This is a genomic window from Mycobacterium sp. E2497 (assembly GCF_001668695.1).
Taxonomy (GTDB): domain Bacteria; phylum Actinomycetota; class Actinomycetes; order Mycobacteriales; family Mycobacteriaceae; genus Mycobacterium.
In genome coordinates, this window is record NZ_LZKD01000230.1 from 1 (window position 1) to 776 (window position 776).

Annotated in this window: 1 protein-coding gene; it reads left to right on the forward strand. The window is 72.4% G+C overall.

Annotated elements, in window-relative coordinates:
* A partial coding sequence (locus tag A5713_RS28830; protein WP_197516435.1) for a YncE family protein occupies positions 1 to 714 on the forward strand: 714 nt, incomplete at its 5' end.
* Positions 715 to 776 lie beyond the last annotated feature (62 nt).

Below are 776 nucleotides of genomic sequence, written 5' to 3' on the forward strand. Positions count from 1 at the left end.
CAAACCCTCGCCCTGGACGAGCCGTTCGCGGTCGCCCTGAGCGGCGGCGACGCCCCGCGCGCCTACATCAGCACCGCAACCCCGTCCTATGACTCCGTCACCGTCGTCGACGTCGCGTCGAACGCGCGCATCGCGACGCATCCGCTGGCCCACAGCGTGAGCGACCTCGCCGTGAGCGCCGACGGAAGGTTCGTCTACGCCGGCCGGAACCACGCCCGCGGTGCCGACGTCGTGGTCGTGGACACCGCCACCGACGAGACCGAGGTGATCGACCTGGCCGGCGCGGCGGGTGTCACCGCGGACTGCGTGCGCCTCAGCCCCGACGGCGCTCAGCTTTATGCCGCCACCAACGGGCCCTCCGGCGGCGAACTGGTCGTCATCGAGACCGGCGCACCCTCCGACGGCGGCTCCCGCATCGTCGGGGCCTACGAGCTGGGTCTGCCCATCCGCGACGTCGCGCTCAGCAGCGACGGCAGCACCGCCTACGTTGCCAGTTGCGGCCCGGTGGTCGGCGCGGTGCTCGACGTCGTCGACACCCGGGCCCGCGACATCACCGGGACGCGCAAGCTCAGCGAGCTCGCCGGTCCGCTCACCCGCCTGGCGCTCAGTCGTGACGGGCGCCACGCTTACCTGGTCAGCGACGAGCATGTCGCCGTCGTGTGCACAAGCACCCACGACGTCGTCGGTGACATCGGGGTGGCGGTGCTGATGTAGGCGCGCGGGGCGTCGCCGCCGCTCAGGGCGACCGCGAACGGCTCGTCCAGGGCGAGGGTTTG